The sequence below is a fragment of the Salimicrobium flavidum genome (genome assembly GCF_900156645.1).
GTDB classification, from domain to species: domain Bacteria; phylum Bacillota; class Bacilli; order Bacillales; family Halobacillaceae; genus Salimicrobium; species Salimicrobium flavidum.
On the sequence record NZ_FTOC01000003.1, the window covers coordinates 190,328 to 214,179 of the forward strand.

Consider the following 23,852-nt stretch of genomic DNA (forward strand, 5'->3'; position numbering starts at 1 on the left):
TATTATTCCTAAATTCGGTATAATGTTATTATATTCTGCGACAAAAGTCTTGTATGATAAGTCGAAGGTAGGGGAGTCATTATGAAGAATAACACGGAGGAACGTTTGTCTTTTTTGCCGTACCATACTGCAACCAACGAAAAGTTATTGAAAACCTTGATGGAGCAGGTGTCTGAGCTCTTATTCATTATGGAGGTCAACGAGGATTCCTTTTCTTATACATATGTTAATCGTGCTGTGGAGTTGTACCATCATGTGAACCGGGAAGATTTGTACGGTCAGCCGATCACTGCCCTTCTCAGCGAACCTGTAGCTGCTGAAGTCGAAAAGAAATATAAGGAAGTCCTCTATCAAAAGGAGGAGAATTCCTACGAAGATGTGCTCTCCATGGACGGAGAATATTTTTATGGGAACACGATACTTACTCCTTTGCCTGACGAGAATGGAACGGTGACACATATTATGGGGGTCACGAAGAATGAGACCAAAATTGTGGAACAGAATGAAAAGATCATGGACGCCGATGCCAGTTTCCGCTCTCTTCTCCGGAGCACCCCCGATGCTGTGCTGGTGACTACGCTGGACGGGAAAATCGCGGAAGTCAATGAAGCTTTTGAAGATCTTTATGGTTATAGTATCAACGAGTTGTCCTCGAATGACTTCCAGTTCGTGCCTTCGACGAGAAAGGAAGAAACCGTCCATCTATTCAAGGAAGCGGAAAAAGGTCATACCGTATCTGGTTTTGAGACCGTGCGTCTTCACAAGAACGGCCGCGAAATCGATGTTTCAATCACGATGGCTCCGATGCTGAACCGGCGTGATGAAGTCCTAGCCGTGAGTTTCATAGTCAGGGATATTTCGGAGAGAGTCGAAGCAGCGAAAAGAATCCGCCAGAGTGAAGAGAAGTTTCAGGTGATCGCGGATAACTCGGACGATTTGATCACTGTCTTCAATGAAAAAGCGAAAGTGATTTATAGTTCTCCGTCTCACCTGGAATGGCTCGGTTACCATGTAGAAGGGTGGATGGCAGATGATGTCGCTTCCTATATTCACCCGGAAGACCGGGATCTTGCGTTGCATACTTTTTTGCGTTGTCGTGACTACGAAGAGTCCTTCCAGTTCCGCGTCCGTCTTTTGATGGAATCCGGTTTGTGGCGCTGGTTCGAATGCCGGGGTCACCCTGTACCTTCCGGTAAATTCAAAGCTCATTTCGTGCTTATTTCCCGTGATGTGACTTCTGAGGTGGATTATGTGGAAAAATTGAAAGAATACGCGTATTACGATTATCTGACTGAATTGCCGAATCGTCGACTTTTTGAAGACCAGGTCACAGAAGCGATGGAAGATATCGATGACGAGGGAGGTTCTATCGCTCTCTTCTATTTGGATGGGGACGGGTTCAAAGAAGTGAACGATCTCTACGGTCATGATATAGGAGATGAATTTTTGCAGGAAATAGGTACAAGGCTGAAACGGATCATCCGCGGCCATGACGCAGTCGGTCGCCTTGGTGGTGATGAGTTCGCGATCATGGCCAGGCATCTGTCCTCTGAGGAGGTGGCCCGGAAAGTGGCAAGACGCATCCAGGATAAATTGGAGCTTCCTTATGATATCTCGGGTCGGCGTATCGTCACTTCTTTTTCTGTGGGTGTCGCTTTTTACCCTGAACAAGCTTCCTCGTTTTCGGAACTATTGCGTAAAGCGGATGTGGCGTTATATCAGAGTAAGAGTCGGGGAAAAGGACTCGTTCTTTTTTCTGAATGATGTAAAGGTTTCAGGAAAGGACCTCCCTGCCTAAGCCAGTGCTTCTAAACGAAAGTTTCCGCTTTTCTATGGCCAGCTCCAACTTCCAGAAGCCCGTGTCCTAAGCAGAAAACTTATTTTCAGGTAAATTCGCCTGTAAAGTAAGCTTCCTGCTTATTCCAGAGCTTCTAAACGGAAGTTTCTGCTTTTTTATTCTTTCAAAAAAAGTTCATAACTAAATTAGGTATGGTCGATATCGAACCTGAGTATTTCGTGGTATGATATAGATTGGATTCTTTTTGGAAAGCGTTAAAGATAAGGAAGGATATCGATGAAGAAATTTTCTATAATAACGGTGGGGGTAACGTTCCTTTCTCTGATCCTTGGCAACCTTGTCGTTGCGACGGATTCAGGGGATGCCTGTGGAACCTCGTGGCCATTCTGTAATGGGCAGGTCATTCCGGATCTCACGGATTTTCATATATTAGTCGAATACTCCCATCGTTTATTCATTCCGCTTCTCGCTGTTGTCACATTCATCAACGCGGCAGGAGCTATATATTTTCAAAGGAAAAAACGCTCGGTCCTCATTTTTGCAGCTCTGAGTCTGATACTTCTCGTGGTCCAGTCTATGATCGGTGGTTTCAACGTGCTGCTGGGCACTCCTCCCGGATTCACGACGCTGGATGTGACGTTCAGCCAGCTGCTTCTTCTCAATAATGTATTGCTCAGTTACAGTTTGCATGAAAAGAAAGTGAGTCTCGGGAAAAAGCACGCGGGCACAGTGAAGATGAGCTATCGCGCGTTCGTGCTCGGTTTTCTGTTTTACATAGTCCAGGTCATCTTCGGTGCCTTCTTCAAACATAGCAGGGCGAGTAATGTCATGCTTGATATCGGCGCGGAGGAGTACCTGATCCGCTCGGAAGCACTTGCGGATGCTCTGTTTTCTCTGCACTGGGTAGCGACCGTGATCGTTCTGGTGAGCTCGGCGTGGTTCATCATTTATGCGTCCAAATTCCGCTATCACATCTTTTTGTCATGGCTTTATTTCTTGACGATTCTGCTGAATGGCGCCGTAGGTCTTGTCATCGTGATTACCGGAAATGTGGTGCTGGCTTCATCGATACACATGATTCTTTCCACGTTGACGATGATGGTGGGCGGAGCGATTCTTGGTGGCTACTGGTTCAAATTGCATCAGCGCCGATTCCGTACGTAACAAAAGCGGCTTGCCTGGTAGAGAGGCAAGCCGCTTTTGTTATGGTCATTTTAAGCCTTCAGCTGAAACAGCTCACGAATATCGTCCTCACTCAGGGACTGGAGCATGGATTCTCCAGGCTGGATGATCTGATCGACGAGGTCCCGCTTTTTCTGCTGCAGTTCATAGATCCTTTCTTCAATCGTGCCTTCGGAAATCATACGGATGACCTGGACGCTTTTCTTCTGACCGATACGGTGGGCCCGTCCTGCGGCCTGTTCTTCGACCGCGGGGTTCCACCAGAGGTCGTAAAGGATGACGGTGTCCGCTCCGGTCAGGTTGAGCCCGGTTCCCCCGGCTTTCAACGAAATCAGGAAGATATCCTTTTCCCCACTGTTGAACCGTTCCACGTACTCCATCCGCTTATCCGTTTTCGTACTTCCGTCGAGATAAAAGCAATTGTAGCCGAGCTCCGTCAGTTCTTTGTGGAGCAGGGTCAGCATACTGGAGAACTGGGAGAACAGAAGAACGCGGTGGTTGTTCTGTTTCAGCTCATCGAGTAATTCTTTCAGCTGATCGAGCTTTCCGGAGGTGCCCTCGTAATTTTCAAGGAAAAGGGAAGGGTGACAGCAGATCTGACGAAGTCGTGTCAGCCCTGCCAATATTTCGATTTTCCCTTTTTGGAGCCCCTTCGTCTGTATCGTAGCTTTCACATCCTGTTGGATCCGTTCGAGATAAGCGAGATACACTTCCTTTTGATTCCTCGTCAGTTCGGAATATTGTACCGACTCCAGCTTATCCGGCAGATCGTCGAGCACTTCCGTCTTCATACGTCGCAGAATGAAGGGGCGGGTCATGCGCGAGATCTGGGCATGCGGGAGATTCAGGAATTCTTTTTTATTCGTATAGAACCCTGGCATGATCGTCTGGAAAATAGCCCACAGTTCGGTGAGGGCGTTCTCGATCGGCGTTCCGCTAAGAGCGAAGCGGTGTTTGGCGCTGATCAGCCTCGTCGCTTTCGAGACTTTGGTCGCTTCGTTTTTGATCGCCTGCGCTTCATCGAGAATGAAGGCATGGAAGGTTTCCTTTTCATAAATGTCTTCATCTCTTCTCAGAAGCGGATAGGAAGTGACCCATACATCCGCATCGGAGGCCTGTCGTTTATTCTCCCTTTCTTCTTTGGAACCGGTGATCACGTCCGCTTTCAGACCGGGAGCGAACGTTTCGAATTCTTTTTTCCAGTTGAAGACGAGAGAGGCGGGAGCGACGATCAGGGAGCGGGGAAGATTCTGCTTCTCTTTCGCTTCGGACAAAAGGAATGTAATCGTCTGGACCGTTTTTCCGAGCCCCATGTCGTCGGCGAGAATCCCGCCGAGAGAATAATCGGCAAGTGTCTTCATCCAACGGAATCCTGTCACCTGATAGGGGCGCAGGGTAGCATGAAGATCCGCCGGGAGTGGGTGCTCACTCGTTTCCGGGTTCCGGAGATGCGTGATGAGTGTCTGGAAGCGTTTCTTCCTTTCTTCCTCGCTCAGCTCGAGCACTTCATCCACTTGCATGCTGCGCATCTGCGAGACGGAGATGGTCGAATCATCAAGTGAGTGTACGTCGAGTTCGTCCGTGAATTCCCGGAATCTGTCGAACGATTCGTTCTGCAGGGAAAGGAGGGTGCCGTCCTGGAGTCGGAAATATTTTTTCCGTTCCATGGCGGCCTGCATGACGTTCGTAATGTCCTCTTCTCCGATGCCGTCTATTTCGAACGAGATGTCGAGCCAGTCCGTCGATTCATTGACATCAATAGTGGGCTTCAGCACTGGAGCGCTCTGGAGCAGGTGTTTCATGCCGGCGGATAGATAGACTTCCGCTTCCGCCTGGAGTCGTGGCAACGTCGATTTCAGGAAAGTGTCGATTTTCTCCTCATCATCGATATAGATGAACGAGCCGTCGAATTTGAAATCGGCCTGTTCGATCAGCTGCATGATCTTATTTTCTTCCACATAGTCTCTTTTGATGATTGTATTTTGCTCGGTAGGACTTCGGAACGGGTCGATGGTGCGTTCCCCGTAACGGAACTCTATATCTATCGTGAGCAGCCATTCACGCTGGTCGATCGTGATTACGCTTTTCAAGTCCTCTTCGATGATCGACTGTTTGGCAGCTTCACTGTAATGGACTTCTCCCGCCTCTTCAAGGGCCGGCAGTACGTGAGAAACGACATCCTCCATATCACTCGCAGGAATGACCTGTGTCCTCGACGCAGAGAACGGTATCGCTTCCTTCCATTTACGGAGAACGGCATGCTGGTTCTTATCAAGCGCATAAAAGGTGCTGTTCTGTTGCATCAGTCGATATTCGGATAAGTGGCGGTAGTTCTCCAGCTGCTGAAAGGAAAGGGTGAAGTTTTCCTCGTCCCGGTTCACCCGAAAAGAAAGGGGGGCGAGGTCTTCGAAATGAAGGCTCCCTGTCCTTTCTTTTCGTTCCATCACTTCCGTGTGCCCTTCGGCAAGTAAGGAGAGTAATGTGTGGGAATGAGCCGGTGGTACCGGTAGATATCTTTTCTCTCTCGGCATGGAAAACTGGTCGAAGAAACGTTCTTCGCCGATGATCATAGAGAGGAGGTCCATGATTTTTTCATCTGTTTCCGTCAGTTGATGGACAGCCGGGTTATAGGTGAATTTTTTCGTTACGGGCAACGTCTTCTCTTCTGTGATATAGCGGATCGTCTCTCTGATATCCTTGATGACATACGGCTGGTATTCTCCCATTTTCAACTCCAGGCTGATGTCCCTCGGGGTTACATGGAGGTAATAACGGAACATGAGCGTCGTCTTCTCTTCAGGCAGGACCGTCTCTTTTCGGAACACCTCAGCAAGAGGCCCGGAGTAGGAGATGGGTGTGGATGTCGGAAGGTCGTTCCGGACGAGCGCCGGTGCAAGCTTCTCCATCATTTCTTCCCGGATGGCCAGAAGGACAGCCGCGATATGTTTACACGTGTAGTAGGTTTCATAGGCTTTGCATTCGCACGTACTGTCGAAATCTTCGTCATCAAAAAAGAAGACACGCACTTCGTAATCACCAGTGCCTGTCACGACGGCCCGCCACGACTGAATGGCTTCATTGTAAGTAAGACCATATACTTTCCCTCGTTCGAAATACGTCTTTCCACGGTCGAAAAACGTATCTCCGGTATGCTGTTTGATTTTTTTCGGTTGTAATAGGTTCGCTTGCATCGCTGGCATCCTAACTGTTTCGTTATTTTGGTCCAATACGTGATATATAGGAATTAGTTTATAGATGAATCTGCACTTGCTCCGGGAAAGGTCACCCGAAGAGAGAGTCTTCTGCTTATGGCAGTGCTTCTAAACGGAAGCTTCCGCATTTATTCATATCCAGCTGCGCTACCCAGAAGTCCATGTCCTAAGCAGTGATTTAAAAGCCCCTGAAAAGAGAAACCCCTGCTTACGCCAGAACTTCTAACCGGGTAGCTCCGCATTTATTCATTATAACAATTTTTTTCGGTTTTTGCTGTGCTATACTTGAAAGAAACTGGGAAGCAGGTGGTTTGGTGAGATACGCTGCAGCACTTATCTTTTTTATTATTTTTCTGAACGGAGCCCCGGTATTCGGTGAAGAAGAAAGGGTGCCGGTTGATAAGCGGTGGACGGTCGAGTTTTCTGTCGATATCGATCCTGTATCGGTTACAGAGGACACGGTGTATGTCACAACGGAAAATGGTGAAAAAGTAGCCTCTGTAGAGACAAAGACAGAGGGGCGTTTCGTTTATGTTTCCAATCCTTCAACCTACAATTATGACACAGTTTACACGCTTCATGTAGAAAAACGGGTCAGCTCGGTTCAAGGGGAAGCTCTCCTCTCCGGAGAAACTGAGGATTTCCGTACTGAACATGCTCCGGTCCAAGCGCCAGAAGGAGTGACGGCTGAGATTTCCTACAATCATTACGGGAAACCAGAGGTGCTTGTTGATTGGAGCCCCGTGCCCGGTGCAGACGGTTATCATTTTTATTACGGAGACGGGGAAGCTATGGAGACATTCAGGAATATGGACGGTACGCCTGAAACTATCCTACCTCCATTCCGGGATTCGTTCGTTTACGAAGGAGAAACCTGGAGATACGGAGCGAAAAGTGTGAAGGACGGTAGGGAGTCTTCTTTGAGTGAGGTTCAGGAAATCACGGTACCGGGTGACGTCTCACCTGGATGGGTCGGAGAATCACGGGAGTTTGTGGAAGAGATGCATCAGTACAGACCTACTATTACGGAAGAGACGGAAGAAGTTGGTCTTGTGTATGCGAACGGAGTGTTTGCCGGAGAGATGGCCAGTTTCGATTATCAATTTAATGAAGGAAAAGTGACACGTACGGTCATCGCTTTTCCGGATTTCTCGCAGTACTCAGAAGCGGATCAGTCCCGATTTTTCGATTATATGACGGAGGAGCTTTCCGGACAATTCGGGGATGCTGCATTTATAGATGAATCATATTCCGAGTCCGGCGTCCGCTCTGCCGGCTGGGTTGCAGAGACCTCCATCAGACTCGTTCTCAACCGTAGTGAAGACTTGACGACAGCCGGCGTAATGATCAGTCCCGTCGATTGATTTCAGAGCTGTTATATGCTAGTTTTTTGTGAGGGAATTATGCAGAGTGGAGGGATAGAAATGTCAATACAGGAAGAAGTCGGGAAACGACGTACGTTTGCGATCATTTCGCACCCGGACGCCGGAAAAACGACCATGACAGAAAAAATGCTGCTGTTCGGGAATATGATCCGCTCCGCAGGTACTGTAAAAGGTAAGAAAACAGGGAAGTTCGCGACGTCCGACTGGATGGAAATCGAGAAGCAACGTGGTATCTCCGTCACCTCGAGTGTGATGAATTTTCCGTATCGCGGCTATGAAGTGAATATTCTCGACACGCCGGGACACGAAGATTTCAGTGAGGACACGTACCGGACGCTGACCGCTGTCGACGCCGTCGTCATGATCATTGATGCGACGAAGGGTATCGAGGCGCAGACGCTGAAACTCTTCAAAGTTTGTCGGATGCGCGGAATTCCGATTTTCACTTTTATGAACAAATTGGACCGCGAAGGTCGCGAACCTTTTGATCTTCTGCAGGAAATCGAATCGGAACTCGAGATCGAAACGTATCCTATGACGTGGCCGGTAGGCATGGGCAAAAGATTCCAGGGTGTTTTCGACCGCCACAACGAGCGCTTCGTCCGCTACTCGGGGGATGAACAGGAAGAATACATCCCTTACAGCGAATTGGACCAGCACCCGGAAATAACGGAAGAGGTCGCGTATCAGGAAGCGGAAGAAGAGCTATCGCTCGTCGATGAGGCGGGGGATACATTTGAAATAGAGAAAGTGCTCCGCGGGGAACAGACGCCTGTCTTCTTCGGTAGTGCGCTCGCTCCTTTTGGTGTGGAAACATTCTTCGAGACGTTCATCGATATGGCACCTGCGCCGACACCGCGTAAGTCGACGAAGGGGCTTGTCTCTCCTGAGAACGAGCAATTTTCCGGGTTCATCTTCAAAATCCAGGCGAACATGAATCCGAAACACCGGGACCGTGTCGCTTTTGTCCGTGTCTGTTCCGGAAAATTCGAGCGTGGCATGAGCGTAACGCTCGGCCGGACCGGTAAGGAATTCAAGCTGGCCCAATCCCAGCAGTTCGTCGCTTCCTCGAGTAATACAGTGGAAGAAGGCTATGCCGGAGACATTATCGGTATCTACGACCCGAACGTCTACCGGATCGGCGACACGCTCCTGACCGGTAAAGAAACGTTCGAATACGACGAGCTGCCGCAATTCCCGCCGGAGCAGTTCAAGAAGGTTACCGCGAAGAACGTCATGAAGTCGAAGCAGTTTTACAAAGGAATCGAGCAGCTCGTGCAGGAAGGTGCGATTCAGCTGTTCAAACGTCCGTACTTCGAAGACTACATCATCGGAGCGGTCGGAGAACTTCAGTTTGAAGTGTTCGAATACCGGATGAAGTATGAATACAACGTCGATATCGAACTTACTCCGTACGGAGAACGGATTCCACGCTGGTTGAAAGAGGACCAGGTCGATACGTCTCTCTTTGATGACCGGAATATGCTTGTAGAGGACCGGGAAGGGAACAAAGTCGCTCTCTTTAAAAATGAGTTCTCCCTCCGCTGGTTCGTCGATAAGCATCCCGATATGGATCTCATCGACTTGTTCGAGGTCAATCAGTATACGCAGACGAATGAATGAGTCCCGAGCAAAAGTTAATCGTAGTCATGAAAATCCGAGCAGAATTCTGTTCGGGTTTTTTTATCTGGGTTCGTTGAAGCTTGAAAAAAGAATAACAGGAACCCCCCTAATCGTTTGATGAACGATACAGAGACAAAAGCACGGGACCCCCGTAGGGAAACATCAGTCACGGACCTTTACAGAGCCTCTATTCAAGTGCGAATGTTTGTTCGCTGGAGGTTAGAATGATAAACTATTGTGGTAAACTAAAGAAGAATAGATAAGAACGGAGGTTTTCTTCGTGTCACATACATTTGAACTGTACTCGGACTTTTCTCCGGAAGGGGATCAGCCCCAGGCCATCAAGGAATTAGTAGAGAGAATCAATCAAAAAAAGAAACACCATACCCTTCTCGGTGCGACAGGAACCGGGAAAACGTTCACCATGTCGAACGTCATTCAGGAAGTGAAAAAACCGACGCTCATCATCGCCCATAATAAAACGCTGGCAGGGCAGTTATACAGTGAGTTCAAGGAATTCTTCCCTAATAATGCGGTGGAATACTTCGTCAGTTATTACGATTATTATCAGCCCGAGGCCTACGTCCCGCAAACGGACACGTTCATCGAGAAAGATGCCAATATCAATGATGAAATCGATAAACTCCGTCACTCGGCGACGTCCGCCTTATTTGAACGTGATGATGTCATCATCGTTTCCAGTGTGTCCTGTATCTACGGCCTAGGTTCTCCGGAAGAATATAAAAACATGGTGCTCTCCATCCGAATGGGGATGGAAAAGGATCGTGATGAATTGCTTAGAAATCTCGTGGATATCCAGTATGCCCGCAATGATATCGATTTTCAGCGTGGTACATTTCGTGTGCGCGGAGATTCCGTGGAGATCATCCCTGCGTCCCGGGAAGAACACGCGATCCGAGTCGAATTTTTCGGAGATGAAATAGATAGGATACGGGAAGTCGATGTACTTACAGGAGATGTGATCGGCGACCGTGAGCACGTAGCTATTTTCCCGGCTTCCCACTTCGTAACAAGAGAAGAGAAGATGAAAAAAGCCATTGAAAATATCGAAAAAGAACTTGAAGAACAGCTGGAAGTGTTCCGGAAAGAGGATAAGCTCCTCGAAGCCCAGCGCTTGGAGCAGCGTACGAATTACGATCTGGAAATGATGCGGGAAATGGGTTTCTGTTCGGGAATCGAGAACTATTCCCGTCATCTTACCTTCAGGGAGAAGGGTGCCACTCCGTATACACTTCTGGATTATTTTCCGGATGATTCCCTTATTATGGTGGACGAGTCGCACGTGACGATTCCTCAGATACGCGGAATGTTCAACGGGGACAAAGCGAGGAAGCAGGTGCTCGTCGATCATGGTTTCCGCCTTCCATCCGCTCTCGACAACCGTCCTCTCATGTTCAGCGAATTCGAGAAACACATCAATGAAATCACTTATGTATCTGCCACACCAGGCCCTTATGAGCTTGAACATACCGATAAGGTGACCGAGCAGATCATCCGTCCTACCGGGTTGATCGATCCGAAAATCGATGTACGGCCGATCCATGGACAAATCGACGATCTCATCGGGGAGATTCACAAACGGCAAGAGAAAGATGAACGTGTGCTTGTAACGACTCTTACGAAGAAAATGTCGGAGGATCTGACGGCGTACCTGAAAGAACTGGGGATCAAAGTCGCCTATCTCCACTCGGAAATCAAGACGCTCGAACGTATAGAAGTCATACGGGATCTGAGGCGCGGCAAATATGACGTACTCGTGGGTATCAACCTGCTTCGTGAAGGGATCGATATACCGGAAGTATCCCTGGTGACGATTCTCGACGCGGATAAAGAAGGGTTTCTACGCTCCCAGCGTGCTCTCATTCAGACCATCGGCCGTGCAGCGCGTAACGTGGACGGCACCGTCATCATGTACGCGGATAAAATCACCGACTCCATGCGTGTCGCTATGGACGAGACGGAGCGACGCCGGGAGAGACAGACAGCTTACAACGAAAAACACGGGATTACACCGAAGACGATCAACAAAGCCATTCGTGACGTCATCCAGGCTACGAGTGAAGCGGAAGAGGAAGAAAGCACCGCTTTCGATAAGAAGCCTTCTGAAATGACGAAGCAGGAACGTCAGGAGTTCATCGACAACATGGAAACAGAAATGAAGCAGGCGGCGAGAGACCTCGATTTCGAACGGGCAGCCGAACTGCGGGATATCTTGCTTGAACTAAAAGCGGAAGGATGACCAGAACATGCCAAGTAAATATATAAGCGTCAAAGGTGCAAGAGAACACAATCTTAAAGGCATCGATATCGATATTCCTAAAAACAAAATGGTCGTTATGACCGGTCTGTCGGGCTCAGGGAAATCCTCCCTGGCCTTCGACACCATTTACGCCGAAGGGCAGCGACGCTACGTCGAATCGTTGAGCGCTTATGCCAGACAGTTCCTTGGTCAGATGGACAAACCGGATGTGGATTCGATCGAAGGACTGTCTCCGGCTATTTCCATCGATCAGAAAACGACGAGCCGTAACCCTCGTTCCACTGTCGGGACGGTCACGGAGATTTATGATTACCTCCGTCTCCTCTATGCGAGGATCGGTCGTCCGGTATGTCCGACCCATGGCATCGAAATCGACTCGCAGACGATCCAGCAGATGGTCGATCAGCTCACCTCCTACGAGGACCGTACGAAGATGCAGCTGCTCTCGCCGATCGTCTCGGGGCGTAAGGGAGAGCATAAAAAGACGCTCGAGCGGTTGCGTAAAGAAGGGTACGTCCGTCTGCGCATCGACGGGGAAATGAGAGAAGTCTCCGACGATATAGAACTCGAAAAGAACAAGAAACATTCCATCGATGTCGTCGTCGACCGAGTCGTCATCAAAGAAGGGGCGGAGGGACGTATCGCCGATTCTCTGGAGACCGCTCTCGAGCTTGGGGGGGGTCATGTCACTGTGGACGTAATCGACCAGGAGGAAGTGAAGTTCAGCGAGCACCATGCGTGTCCGATCTGTGGATTCTCAGTCAGTGAACTGGAGCCTCGGAAATTTTCCTTTAACAGTCCGTTTGGCGCGTGCGATCGCTGTGACGGCCTCGGTGTCCAGCTCGAAGTGGATATCGATCTCGTCATCCCGAATTGGGACCTTTCTCTGAACGCAGGAGCGATTGCCGCCTGGAGACCGACGAGTTCCCAGTATTATCCTCAACTTTTGAAAAGTGTGTGTACGCATTACGGCATCGATATGGATATTCCGATCAAGGATATTCCGAAACCCCAGCTTGAACGCATACTTTATGGAAGTGGAGAAGAGACGATTCATTTCCGTTATGAAAATGACTTCGGGAAAGTGCGCGATAATGACATTTATTTCGAAGGAGTCATTCCGAACGTTTCACGCCGCTACCGGGAGACTTCCTCGGACTTCATCCGCGAACAGATGGAACAGCACATGTCCCAGAAACCGTGCCCGAAATGTGAAGGGTATCGTCTCGGTGAAGAAGCGCTTTCGGTCAAAGTGAACGGCCAGCATATCGCAGAGGTGACGGATTATTCCGTGACGGAAGCCTACGAGTTTTTCGAAAACGTCCCCCTCACGGAAAAAGAGCGGACGATTGCCAATATGATACTGAAAGAAATCAGTGAACGGTTGGACTTCCTGGCGAATGTGGGTCTTGATTACCTCACCCTTTCCCGTTCAGCAGGGACCCTATCCGGCGGGGAGGCGCAGCGGATCAGACTTGCCACACAAATCGGTTCAGCCCTCACCGGTGTCCTTTATGTACTGGATGAGCCGTCGATCGGGTTGCATCAACGTGACAACAACCGGTTGATCCAGACGTTGAAACGTATGCGTGATTTGGACAACACGCTTATCGTCGTCGAGCATGATGAGGACACGATGCTGGAAGCGGATTACCTCATTGATATCGGCCCGGGCGCCGGAGAACACGGGGGAGAAGTAGTGACGATGGGAACGCCGAAACAGGTGATGAAAAGCAAAAAATCACTGACCGGGCAATATCTATCCGGCAAACAATTCATTCCCCTTCCGGCAAAACGCAGGGAACGGGATGATCGTGCTCTACGGATCAAAGGTGCGACGGAGAACAATTTGAAAAACGTCGATGCAGATATACCGCTCGGTGTGTTCACAGCGGTGACTGGCGTCTCCGGTTCAGGGAAAAGTACGCTGATCAATGAAATCTTATACAAATCGCTGTCTATGAAACTTCATAACGGAAAACAGAAGCCCGGCACCCACGGAATGATCGAAGGCATCGAAAACCTGGAGAAAGTGATCGAAATCGATCAGTCACCGATCGGACGGACGCCGAGATCGAACCCGGCTACCTATACCGGTGTATTCGACAACATCCGTGATATTTTCGCCGATACGAATGAAGCGAAAATCCGGGGTTACAAGAAAGGTCGTTTCAGTTTCAACGTGAAAGGCGGACGATGTGAAGCCTGCCGCGGCGATGGGATCATCAAGATTGAAATGCATTTCCTACCGGATGTATATGTTCCCTGCGAAGTATGCGATGGAAAACGTTATAATAGAGAGACACTCGAAGTGACATATAAGGGTAAGAATATCGCGGACGTCCTCGAGATGACGATCAACGAAGCGTTGGACTTCTTCTCGAACCTTCCGAAAATCAAACGGAAGATGCAGACGATCGCTGATGTCGGACTGGGTTATGTAAGGCTGGGGCAACCGGCCACCACTCTCTCCGGCGGGGAAGCGCAACGGGTGAAGCTTGCAAGTGAGCTTCATCGCCGCTCGACCGGGAAGTCATTCTATATTCTGGATGAGCCGACGACCGGTCTCCATGTCGATGATATCTTCAGACTGTTGCAAGTGATTCAGCGGCTTGTGGAAAACGGGGATTCCGTGCTGATCATCGAACATAATCTTGATGTCATCAAGGAAGCGGATTACGTCATCGATCTCGGTCCTGAAGGGGGCGATGGCGGCGGCACGATTGTCGCGACCGGTACCCCGGAAGAAGTGGCAGAAGAAAAAGATTCTTATACAGGTAAGTTTTTGAAACCGATCTTGGAGAGAGATCGTAAACGTATGGAAGAACGACTGCAGCAAGGAGGATGAGGAACATGGAAGCGATAGTGAGAGAAGACGTACAGAAAGAGATCGATGCGTTTGCCGGAAAACCGGTATACGTACATCTCGAGACTACGAACGGGGCTTATGCCAGTCATTTCAATGAAAAGGCACACAACGTCGGCGCTTTTATCCGCAATGCGAACGTGACGTATAGTCACGGCAAAATCATCAGTACCGGCGGTGGTTATCGTGTCGGATTGAAGCTTGAACTCGGCTGGGTTTACGCAGAAGGTCTCACGGACTATGAAGTGGATGAACAGAATCGTTTGCTGATGGCAGGTCACGACGAGCAGGGAAGATTGATGGTAGCGCTTGAGATCAGCCAAACACCTTTTGCGCATGAGGCGGATAGCCATGAGTAAACAACGTGTAATCATCATTTTTCCTCATCCGGATGACGAAACGTTCGGTACGGGGGGCACTATCGCCGATTTCATCGAAAAGGGTGCAAACGTTACGTATTGGTGTGGCACCCTCGGAGATATGGGACGTAATATGGGCAATCCAGTGTTCGCCAACAGAGAGACGCTTTCGACGCACAGAAGGAAAGAGCTTCAGGAAGCGACTGAAGTCCTTGGCATCGATTACGTGCACCTCGGATACAGGGACAAAACGATCGAATTCGAACCGCTCGAAGAAATAGTCACTCACTTAAGGACGAAACTTGAACAGGAAAAGCCTGATCTTGTAATCACTCACTTCCCCGGCTATGCTGTACACCCGGATCACGATGCGCTTGGTCGTGCTGCGGTTGAGGCTGTGAAAGAAATGAAGGAAGAAGAACGTCCTGAATTATGGCTTCATGCAATTTCGAACCAGGCAGCCACCGACCTAGGCGAACCGGCTATCGTGAGAGATGTCAGTGAGTATTGGGACACGAAATGGAAAGCGCTCCGCACGCATCTGTCGCAGGCTGACGGAATGGTGGACCTGTTGAACAGGGAAGATCAGCTGGAACGATTGAAGACGGAGCGTTTCTATACAGGGGATCAGCTCCGCTGATAAAATGAGCTACAAAGGAGGAGATAAAATGTCAGAAGAACGGATGAAGATACTTAAGATGATTGAAAACGGGGATATCACTGCGGAAGAAGGTTCGAAATTACTCGAATCCATGAATGACCAGTCTCAGAGCTACAGTTGGAAAACGTTTCTCGGAGATGCTGTAGACCGGGTCAAAAAAGGGGATTTCGATCTGAGTTTCGGTACGACCGTCGATTTCGAGGAAACGACGGAAGAAGCGGCCACTGCTTTTGAGGATATGGACATCCACATCAATAACGGATCCCTCCAGATTCTTACGCATGAAGAGGAAACAGTGAAGGCGGAGTATGGCGTGAAGATGTATCAGGCGAAAACGGAAGAGGAAGCCAAGCAGCGCTTCAAAGAAGAAGTGCGCCTGGATAGCTCTGCTGATCTGTTACGTCTATCCAGCCCGTCCAGTAAAATCAAAGTGATGGTAAGGCTTTATGTTCCGGAACGTTCCTACGCTTTCGTGAAATCGAAGGTCTTCAACGGGCGCATCGATCTGACAAATCTCCAGGCCGAACATGTAGAAACGAAAACGACCAATGGCGCCGTAAATTTTGAAAATGTGCGCGGGGAAAAAGCGAACATCGAAACCGGTAACGGAACCGTAGATTTCAAAAATTGCTCATTCTCCCGCTGTGATGCGAAAACGGTGAATGGAAAAATCAAGGCGGACGGTTCATTCGTGAAGCTGGACCTTTCCACCGTCTCCGGAGGAATCGTTGTCTCCGGTCAGGATCAGCGTGCGGAACGCGGATTTTTCAAAACGTCCACCGGTTCCATTGACGTACAGCTTCCGGCAGAAAAACGTATTGAAGGAAGACTTGCTACGGCCTTCGGAAAAATCGACTGCAAACTGGAAAATTATAAAATGCTTTCCGACAAAAATGACTGGCTTGTGAAAGAACTTAAATTCGAAGCTAACGAAAATCACGAAGCGGTTTACTACATTGATGCCGATACAAAATCGGGATCTGTGACTGCACGATAAAAAAAGGTGGGTGACCGGAATGAAAAATGCACTGCTTCACGTCATTGTAAACGCAGTAGCACTGCTGGTCGTAAGTGTGCTCTTTGATTCGATTCAGGTGGACGGATTTACAGGGGCGCTATTCGCAGCTTTGATCCTCTCTATTTTGAACGCGGTCATCAGACCGATCCTTGTCGTGCTGACGTTGCCGATTACAATTCTTTCCCTCGGACTTTTCCTGTTCGTCATCAACGCTATTACGCTGCTGTTGACGGATGCGATTCTCGGAAGTATGTTCGAAATCGGCAGCTTCGGTATCGCTATTGTAGCGGCTGTACTGATTGCGATTGTGAACCTGATTCTGAATAAATTGATCGAGGATGTCTGAAGAAGTACTCCTTTCCCGAATGTCGGGGAGGGAGTTTTTTTAGTGTGAAGGGCCTTTGGGGAGGCTGATATATTGGGAGAAATCTTTATAAGGTGCTCGGCCATCGCTGAATCTTCCGAGCACCTTATAAAACAATGTTTTGTTGTGTTCGTAAACATATCAGGGAGCCGAGTACGTCATTTCTAAGCTTTTTACCGCGCTCGTCTTCTTTTATCATCGCTGAAAGCACCATAACTTGAATATTCGGTCCTTATGCAGGTATGTTACAGTTTCGTTTGTCGCTTCTAAACGGAAACTTCCGCTTTTATTGTATCCAGCTGCAGTTTCCAGAAGCTCATGTCATAAGCATAAGTCTCTTCTTCGGGGAAGACCACCCAAAGAAAGAGCCTCATGCTTATGCCAGTGCTTCTAAACGGAAACTTCCGCTTTTATTGTAAATCATGCTACAATGAGAGGCAGTGATTATTCATCATAGGAGGAGATAGCGTGGCGAAGGTGATAACCCAGGAATTACTGGACCGGTTCGAACTCGAACTTTTGACGGGCGAGTCGGGGGTCCACAGGGAGATACATACGAGTGACATTTCAAGACCAGGCGTAGAGATGACGGGATACTTCAAGTTTTACCCGAAAGAACGCCTGCAGGTTCTCGGGAAAACGGAAGTCTCGTATCTGAATGAACTGTCGAACGAACAGTTGAAAGAACGGATGGATAAACTCTGCACAGACGTGACTCCGGGTATCGTGATCACACGGGGGCTCGATATTCCGCAAGAACTGATGGATGCTGCCGAAGCCGGTGGAGTTCCGCTGATGAGTTCTCCGTATAAGACGACGCGGGTCATCAGCCGACTGACGAATTATCTCGAAACGAAATTCGCTCCATTTACAGCGATCCACGGCGTCCTTGTCGACCTTTACGGTATCGGGGTGCTGATCACCGGTAACAGTGGTGTCGGGAAAAGTGAGACGGCGCTTGAACTGGTGAAGCGGGGTCATCGACTCGTAGCGGATGACAGCGTGGAAATCAGACAGGAAGACTACGATACGTTAATCGGGAACAGCCCTTCACTGATCGAGCACCTGCTTGAAATCCGTGGTCTCGGGATCATCAACGTGATGACGCTGTTTGGAGCCGGTTCTGTGAGGAGCCATAAACGCATCACGATGGTCATCAATCTGGAATTATGGGATGAAAAGAAACAGTACGACCGCGTAGGTCTCGAAGAAGAGACGATGAAGATCATGGATGTCGAGATTCCGAAATCGACGATCCCGGTACGTCCCGGACGTAACCTGGCTGTCATCATCGAAGTGGCGGCGATGAATTTCCGGTTGAAACGGATGGGCATCAACGCGGCCGAAGAATTCTCGGAGCGCCTCACCAAAGTGATCGAAACCGGGGAAGATCAACCATCAGCACCGGAAGACCGGTCAGAAGATTAAGGAGGGAGACCAATGGCTTGTACGACAGACCCTCTCGATCCGGTATTTCTCGAATTGGGAGCTCTCAATATTTACTGGTACGGGCTGATCATCGCTACCGGAGCTCTTCTCGGGCTTTGGCTTGCGACTCATGAATCCGAACGGCTCGGGCTGAAAAAGGATTACATGGTCGATCTGCTCGTGTATGCGATTCCGATCGCTATCTTATCGGCACGAATTTATTACGTCATTTTCGAATGGGATCAGTATGCCGGAGGACCGTTCTGGAAAGTATTCGCTGTCTGGGAAGGCGGCATCGCCATCCACGGGGCGCTGATCGGCTCCGTCATTACGGGTATCATTTATACGAGAGTGCGGAAGCTGTCCTTCTGGATGATGGCGGACATCGCCGCACCAAGTATCATCCTCGGTCAGGCTATCGGCCGGTGGGGGAACTTCATGAATCAGGAAGCCCACGGAGGACCGGTATCCGAGGCTTTTTATCAGAATTTCATGCAATACCTTCCGGGTTTCATCACACAGCAGATGTGTATCGATGGAACTATGTACCATCCGACGTTCCTTTATGAATCTATATGGAATATCCTCGGATTCGTCATGCTCCTCTTGCTTGCCAGAAAAATCAATCCTCGTCGCGGGGAAGTATTCCTGAGTTATGTCATCTGGTATTCGTTCGGACGTTTCTTCATCGAAGGAATGCGTACGGACAGTCTGTACATCGTAGGACAGTTGCGAACAGCTCAGGTGATTTCTATTGTACTCATCATCGTCGCGGTTATCCTGATCTGGTACAGACGCAGGACGAAGCGGGCGGACCGTTACTATGACGGGAAGAAAGTGAAGAAGTGAGGCGAAAAGACATGTTCGGAATTTTACAGCGGGGGCTGAAGCAGGGAGCGACCTTGACATGGTCGCTCGGGAAGATCATTTTCCCGATTACACTGATCATGACGATTCTTCAGTACACCCCGATTTTCCCCTGGATGATGGATAAGATTTCTCCGCTAATGAGTGCTCTCGGACTTTCTGCGGAGGCGGCAGTGCCGCTCGTCATCGGGAATTTCCTCAATTTATATGCGGGAATCGCCGCGATCATTTCGTTCGATTTTGCGGTGAAGGAAGTCTTCATCATGGCGGTGATGCTCTCCTTTTCCCATAATCTTATTTTAGAGTCGGCCGTAGCGAAGAAGGTCGGAGTGAGCTGGTGGTTCGTGGTCGGACTTAGACTGTCTCTTGCCATTTTCTCAGCCTGGCTCATCAATGCATTCTGGAGTGGTGGTCAGCAGCTCGCTTCATACGGATTCGCACAACCCGGGGAGAGTGATCCCTCCGGTATGTTCAGCATCATCTGGCACGGGGTGACGACAGCTGCTGGTAGCATTGTGCAACTGGCTCTCATCGTCATTCCGCTGATGGTCGCGATGCAGTATTTCCGTGAAAAAGGGTGGCTGCTCCGATTCTCCAACTGGATGGCCCCGTTTATGAAGGTTCTCGGGATGAAATCGAACACTTCCACTACTGTCGCTGCCGGTTTGACGATCGGACTTGCGTATGGAGCCGGGGTCATGATCCAGGCTGTGGAGGAAGATGGGGTTTCCAAAAAAGATATGTACCTGACGATGATTTTTCTCGTTTCCTGTCACGCAGTCGTGGAGGATACCCTTGTGTTCATTGCTCTCGGTATCCCTATCTGGCCGCTGCTCGTGATACGACTGGTTACGGCTATCGTTTTGACGGCCGGTATCGGTTTTATATGGAACCGGAGACTCGAGAAAAGAACATCGGCTCGGCATTCCTATCAGGGAGGGTAACTTATGCGTCGGACAGATCGATATGTTGTGAAAGGGCCGAATTCTCTGTGGCAGCTGTATCATACAGTTCCATTTACGAAAGTGGTCAAAAATTTCCTCATCCTGCAACTGGCAAGATATACCCCTTTCATTCCTCTCAAGAACCGGCTTTATCGTCGTTTTCTCGGAATGAAAATCGGGAAAAAAACGGCTTTTGCACTGATGGCTATGCCGGACGTGATGTTTCCTGAGAAAATCAGTGTCGGTGAAAATTCGATCATCGGTTACAACACAACGATACTTACCCATGAATATTTGACGAAGGAATATCGGCTCGGAGACGTAATCATCGGATCCGATGTCATGATCGGAGCGAACTGTACGATTCTTCCCGGTGTCCATATCGGTGATGGAGCGACAGTGGGAGCTGGGTCCGTCGTCCATAAAGACATCGCACCCGGTAGTGTGGTCGGAGGAAATCCACTCCGCGAGCTCGGGAAGGGGGAGAACTCATGATAGAACAGAAGGTGTTGCCGGCTGTACGCCGTATGAAAGACTTCGAAACGTTGCTGGAGATGGAGACGGACTATCTCATCCTTCTCGAAACGAGAATCGGACTGTTGAAAAGTATGGTAAGAGAAGCCAAGAAACGCGGGAAAACAGTATTCATCCACGCTGACCTCGTCCAGGGATTGAAGACGGATGATTATGGTATGGAGTACCTGGGACGGGAGGTGAAGCCGGACGGAATCATCTCCACCAGATCCGGCGTCATCCAGCAGGCCAAGCGCTACGGTATTACATCGGTACAGCGCTTGTTTCTGATCGACAGCCAGGCACTCGAGCAGAACAAAAAGCAGGTAGAACGGACCAATCCCGATTACATCGAGCTGCTTCCGGGCGTTCTTCCCGGTATGATCCGTGAAATCACCCAGGATCTCAATATTCCGATCATCGCCGGTGGGCTCATACGCACACAGGAAGAGGTGGACGAAGCGCTCCAGGCGGGAGCTGTAGCAGTTACGACCTCCCGCTCTGATTTGTGGCGCTTTTCGTGAGTCGGCTTGCTTTCAGATGAGAGGGTCTGTTATACTGAAGCTAAGTTAATAACAGGTCGGAGATTAGGAGAGACCACAGAACTTTACGTTCCACGTAAAGATATCTGTGGTCTCTTTTTTTGCTTTTGCATAATTTCCGTCCCTTTGGGGAATACCTATCAAAGAAACGAAATCGACAGGAAGGGGCAAGAGACTATGAGTTTTTCCAGTTATGATCGCAAAGAACAATTTCGTAAATTGACAGAAGAACAGTGGGATGTACTCGTTATCGGAGGAGGCATCACCGGAGCGGGAATCGCTCTTGATGCATCGAACCGGGGTATGAATACAGCAGTCGTCGAGATGCAGGATTACGCGGCAGGAACTTCTTCACGTTCAACCAAACTTGTGCACGGAGGCCTACGCTACCTGAAACAATTTGAGGTGAAAATGGTTGCCGAAGTAGGGAAAGAACGTGAAATCGTATATGAAAACGGTCCTCACGTAACGACGCCGGAGTGGATGATGCTCCCGTTTTACAAAGAAGGGAATTTCGGACCTTACTCTACGAACCTCGGACTGATGGTGTACGATTATCTTGCAGGCGTCAAACGCGGGGAGCGTCGCCGCATGTTTTCACCGAAAGAAGCGATGGAACGCGAACCGCTCGTCAACGGGGAAAACCTTAAAGGCGCCGGCTTCTACGTAGAATATAAAACGGATGACGCCAGACTGACACTCGACGTCATGAAAAAAGCGGTACAGTTTGGGGCGACAGCTACGAATTACGCGAAGGTGACAGAATTCATTTATGAAAACGGCGTAGTTACCGGAGCAGTCATCGAAGATACGATTACCGGGGACACGTATCAGGTGAAAGCGAAAAGGATCATCAATGCTGCCGGCCCGTGGGTCGACACGTTAAGAGAAGAAGACGGCTCCAAACAAGGGAAAACGTTGCAGTTGACGAAAGGAACACACCTCGTTTTTGATCAGAGTGATTTTCCATTGCAGCAGGCGATTTATTTCGATAGTCCGGACGGCCGCATGATTTTCGCTATTCCGAGAGACGGAAAAGTTTATATCGGTACGACAGACACCGTATATGAAGGGGATATTTCTCACCCTACGGTGACACTCGAAGATCGTGATTATCTATTAAGAGCCATCAAGAGCATGTTCCCGGATGTCCATGTAACCAAGGACGATGTGGAATCGAGTTGGGCCGGTTTACGTCCGCTCGTTCATGAAGAAGGGAAGGATCCATCCGAAATTTCGAGAAAAGATGAAATTTTCGTTTCGGAGTCGGGACTCATCTCCATCGCCGGTGGGAAACTCACCGGATATCGTAAAATGGCGGAACACGTCATCGACCTCGTGCGCGATCAGTTGGCCGACGATTATCAAATCTACTTCGGTGATACCGATACGATTGACACCCCTATCTCCGGAGGCGATGTCGGAGGATCGAAAGGCTTTGAAAAATTCAAATACGAAAAAGTGATTCAGGGCGTCGAAACCGGATTGAAAAAGGAAGTTGCGGAGAAATTCGTAAACTTCTATGGTTCGAATATCGACAAGCTTTATCGTATATATGAAGAGAATAAAACTAAAGCTGGGGAAGAAAATATCGACCCGGCCCTATTCGCCCAGCTCGTTTACAGCCTCACCGAAGAGCAGACGTATAAGCCGGTGGATTTCTTCATTCGCCGTACCGGAGCTCTGTTTTTCAATATCAGATTCGTTCATGAGCATAAAGAGGAAGTCATCCGCTACATGGCGAAAGAGCTCGGATGGACCGAAGAAGAAAAGCGGACTTATACGGAAGAACTGGACCAGTTGCTGGAAGAAGCAGTGACACCGGTCGAATATGTATAAAAATCAACTGACCTGCAGAGATAATATTCTTTCTGCAGGTTTTTTCTTTTTTCGGTCGTACACATGGGAGGCATCGACCATCGCTTTTTTATTGAATTTTCTTTATAATAAGTAGATAGGAAAGGAGTGTCGGAATGGATTCGGTAGAACAGTTTATTAAAAAAGATGGGCGGAACCAGTGTATCACCGGAGCGATTCTGTTTCTGTTCGGGGCAGGGAGTCTCATGTTCTTCCTTGCGAGTGACGGAGGAACATGGCTGATGCTGATCTACGGCGCACCTGCACTGGGCGGCGGGCTTTATTTCATCCAGTCCGGGTGGAAGGACCTCGTGAAAGCAGGAAGTACAGCTGATATGACGATGGACACCGATGATGATCCCGTCGCTTTTACGAGTGTACCGCACGAGATGTATCTCGGTCGCGGCGAAGATCAAGGGGCGCGCTTTTTCAACATGTCCGGTACACCGATGGGGGATATCTTGGAAAAAACGACGGTGATGAAAAAAATGGCCGGGAGTGCGTTGTCCCTCCATTTAGCCCACTTTCCACTCCCTTCTGTCTATCAGGTGCAAGAAAGCGGAGAAACCCTGTATGAAATAGAAAAGAAAGGGTTCGCACTTCGTTCTAAAGCTTACGTGAAGCGGGGAGACGGAATATACGTAGCCGTCATGGAAGAAAAGAAAGATAAGAAGAATAAACAGACAGTATTTACATACCGGCAAAAAGAGGATGTACTCTATCAGACCTCAGGAGATCCCTACATAGGAAAATATTCTATCAAAGATAACGACGGACAGACCCTGGTCACTTTGAAAAAGGGTGCTGTGCCTGTAGGAGCAGCTGATTCCCTGCAACGGATGAACGGTTCTGTCCTGGAATGGGAGCAACGGGAGGATATCCCTTATACGCTGCTGATATTCCTTTTTTTCCTCGAACACCGGGAACAATGATTTCGGATTGACGGAGTTTC

18 protein-coding genes are annotated in these 23,852 nt (G+C 49.1%); 17 read left to right on the forward strand and 1 reads right to left on the reverse strand.

Going from position 1 to position 23,852, the window contains the following annotated elements; genetic code table 11:
- Positions 1-81 precede the first annotated feature (81 nt).
- A complete protein-coding gene (locus BW944_RS05975; RefSeq protein WP_076557720.1) occupies positions 82-1,764 on the forward strand; it encodes a sensor domain-containing protein in 1,683 nt (560 codons plus the stop codon).
- Positions 1,765-2,074: 310 nt separating this feature from the next.
- A complete protein-coding gene (locus BW944_RS05980) occupies positions 2,075-2,962 on the forward strand; it encodes a COX15/CtaA family protein (RefSeq protein WP_076557722.1) in 888 nt (295 codons plus the stop codon).
- 50 nt (positions 2,963-3,012) lie between these two features.
- Here the strand turns inward: BW944_RS05980 and BW944_RS05985 are convergent, their stop codons facing one another.
- The gene (locus tag BW944_RS05985) at positions 3,013-6,171 is read right to left on the reverse strand and encodes a DEAD/DEAH box helicase (RefSeq protein WP_076557724.1); all 3,159 of its coding nucleotides are present in this window, start codon (positions 6,169-6,171) and stop codon (positions 3,013-3,015) included.
- Between the two features lie 335 nt (positions 6,172-6,506).
- Between BW944_RS05985 and BW944_RS05990 the strand changes: the two genes are divergently transcribed.
- The 15 genes from BW944_RS05990 to BW944_RS06060 all read left to right on the forward strand — a co-directional run bounded on the left by BW944_RS05990 (position 6,507) and on the right by BW944_RS06060 (position 23,832).
- Positions 6,507-7,556, forward strand: coding sequence for an Ig-like domain-containing domain (locus BW944_RS05990; RefSeq protein WP_076557726.1), 1,050 nt, complete (start codon positions 6,507-6,509; stop codon positions 7,554-7,556).
- 60 nt (positions 7,557-7,616) lie between these two features.
- The gene (locus BW944_RS05995; protein ID WP_076557728.1) at positions 7,617-9,200 is read left to right on the forward strand and encodes a peptide chain release factor 3; all 1,584 of its coding nucleotides are present in this window, start codon (positions 7,617-7,619) and stop codon (positions 9,198-9,200) included.
- Positions 9,201-9,480: 280 nt separating this feature from the next.
- Positions 9,481-11,460: an excinuclease ABC subunit UvrB gene (gene uvrB, locus BW944_RS06000; RefSeq protein ID WP_076557730.1), complete on the forward strand. Its 1,980-nt coding sequence runs from the start codon at positions 9,481-9,483 to the stop codon at positions 11,458-11,460.
- A gap of 7 nt (positions 11,461-11,467) precedes the next feature.
- Positions 11,468-14,329, forward strand: a complete 2,862-nt coding sequence (uvrA, locus tag BW944_RS06005) for an excinuclease ABC subunit UvrA (protein ID WP_076557731.1) — start codon at positions 11,468-11,470, stop codon at positions 14,327-14,329.
- A 5-nt stretch (positions 14,330-14,334) separates the two neighbouring features.
- Positions 14,335-14,706, forward strand: coding sequence for a YojF family protein (locus BW944_RS06010; protein WP_076557733.1), 372 nt, complete (start codon positions 14,335-14,337; stop codon positions 14,704-14,706).
- The gene (gene bshB2 / locus BW944_RS06015) at positions 14,699-15,346 is read left to right on the forward strand and encodes a bacillithiol biosynthesis deacetylase BshB2 (RefSeq protein ID WP_076557735.1); all 648 of its coding nucleotides are present in this window, start codon (positions 14,699-14,701) and stop codon (positions 15,344-15,346) included. The genes BW944_RS06010 and bshB2 overlap by 8 nt, the downstream gene beginning before the upstream one ends.
- Positions 15,347-15,374: 28 nt before the next feature.
- Positions 15,375-16,364, forward strand: coding sequence for a DUF4097 family beta strand repeat-containing protein (locus BW944_RS06020; protein WP_076557736.1), 990 nt, complete (start codon positions 15,375-15,377; stop codon positions 16,362-16,364).
- 19 nt (positions 16,365-16,383) lie between these two features.
- Positions 16,384-16,731 carry a phage holin family protein gene (locus tag BW944_RS06025; RefSeq protein WP_076557738.1) on the forward strand — a complete coding sequence of 116 codons (348 nt, stop codon included), beginning with the start codon at positions 16,384-16,386 and terminating at the stop codon, positions 16,729-16,731.
- 486 nt (positions 16,732-17,217) lie between these two features.
- Positions 17,218-18,177: an HPr(Ser) kinase/phosphatase gene (hprK, locus tag BW944_RS06030; RefSeq protein ID WP_076557739.1), complete on the forward strand. Its 960-nt coding sequence runs from the start codon at positions 17,218-17,220 to the stop codon at positions 18,175-18,177.
- 12 nt (positions 18,178-18,189) lie between these two features.
- Positions 18,190-19,026 carry a prolipoprotein diacylglyceryl transferase gene (gene lgt, locus BW944_RS06035; RefSeq protein WP_076557741.1) on the forward strand — a complete coding sequence of 279 codons (837 nt, stop codon included), beginning with the start codon at positions 18,190-18,192 and terminating at the stop codon, positions 19,024-19,026.
- An 11-nt stretch (positions 19,027-19,037) separates the two neighbouring features.
- Positions 19,038-19,988 carry a nucleoside recognition domain-containing protein gene (locus BW944_RS06040; protein ID WP_076558089.1) on the forward strand — a complete coding sequence of 317 codons (951 nt, stop codon included), beginning with the start codon at positions 19,038-19,040 and terminating at the stop codon, positions 19,986-19,988.
- A 3-nt stretch (positions 19,989-19,991) separates the two neighbouring features.
- Positions 19,992-20,483 (forward strand): acyltransferase, encoded by a 492-nt coding sequence (locus tag BW944_RS06045; protein WP_076557742.1) that lies wholly within the window; start codon positions 19,992-19,994, stop codon positions 20,481-20,483.
- Entirely contained in the window at positions 20,480-21,025 is a 546-nt protein-coding gene (locus BW944_RS06050; RefSeq protein WP_076557744.1) for a glycerol-3-phosphate responsive antiterminator, read from the forward strand. The genes BW944_RS06045 and BW944_RS06050 overlap by 4 nt, the downstream gene beginning before the upstream one ends.
- A 195-nt stretch (positions 21,026-21,220) precedes the next feature.
- On the forward strand, positions 21,221-22,882 hold the full coding sequence (locus BW944_RS06055; protein WP_076557745.1) for a glycerol-3-phosphate dehydrogenase/oxidase: 1,662 nt from the start codon (positions 21,221-21,223) through the stop codon (positions 22,880-22,882).
- A gap of 134 nt (positions 22,883-23,016) precedes the next feature.
- The gene (locus BW944_RS06060) at positions 23,017-23,832 is read left to right on the forward strand and encodes a hypothetical protein (RefSeq protein ID WP_076557747.1); all 816 of its coding nucleotides are present in this window, start codon (positions 23,017-23,019) and stop codon (positions 23,830-23,832) included.
- Positions 23,833-23,852: the final 20 nt, after the last annotated feature.